Source organism: Streptomonospora sediminis (assembly GCF_054778995.1).
The window spans coordinates 1-840 of record NZ_BAAGYZ010000150.1 but is presented as its reverse complement, the minus strand read 5'-3'; the positions used below and the strand labels follow the sequence as shown (position 1 = coordinate 840).

At 69.2% G+C, this 840-nt stretch carries 1 protein-coding gene; it reads right to left on the bottom strand.

Annotated features, from left to right (window positions below):
* Positions 1 to 126: 126 nt before the first annotated feature.
* Positions 127 to 840 (bottom strand): ABC transporter ATP-binding protein (locus ACYVD5_RS27925; protein ID WP_461004161.1); only part of this gene is annotated, 714 nt, incomplete at its 5' end.

Here is an 840-nt window from a genome sequence, read left to right as displayed (position 1 = left end):
CAGCGTGTCGGAGAAGACGAGGGTCCCGGCGACGAACATGACGCCCAGGGCGATGGCGAGTGCGGTGGTGACGAGCCGGCCTTTGTGCAGGCGCAGGCCGGCCAGTGTGGTGCGCAGCATGGCGGCTCAGGACTCCAGTTTCACCAGGCGGTCGAGGACGGTCTCGGCGGTGGGCTCGGTTACCTCGTCCACCAGCAGCCCGTCGCGCAGGAACACGACCCGGTCGGCGTAGGAGGCGGCGACGGGGTCGTGGGTGACCATGATGATCGTCTGGTTCAGGTCGCGGGCGGAGTCGCGCAGGAACCCCAGGACCTCCGAGCCCGAGCGGGAGTCGAGGTTGCCGGTGGGTTCGTCGGCGTAGACGACCTCGGGTTCGCCGAGCAGGGCGCGGGCCACGGCTACGCGCTGCTGTTGGCCGCCGGACAGGGCCGAGGGCAGGTGGCCGAGCCGGTCGCCGAGCCCGACGACGTCCACGATGCGTTTGAGGCGTTCGGGGTCGTGCTTGCGCTTGGCGATGCGGGCCGGCAGCAGGATGTTCTGTTCGGCGGTGAGCATCGGCAGCAGGTTGAACGACTGGAAGATGAATCCGATGCGGTCGCGGCGCAGCAGGGTGAGTTGCTTGTCGCGCAACCGTGTCATGTCGGTCCGGCCCAGGTGGACCGATCCCGAGGTGACGGTGTCCAGGCCCGCCAGGCAGTGCATCAGGGTGGACTTGCCCGACCCTGAGGGACCCATGATCGCGGTGAAGTGGCCGCGGGCGAATTCGAGGCTGACGCCGTCCAAGGCGCGCACGGCCGAATCGGTGTCGCCGTAGACCTTGGTTACGTCGCGGGCGGCGAC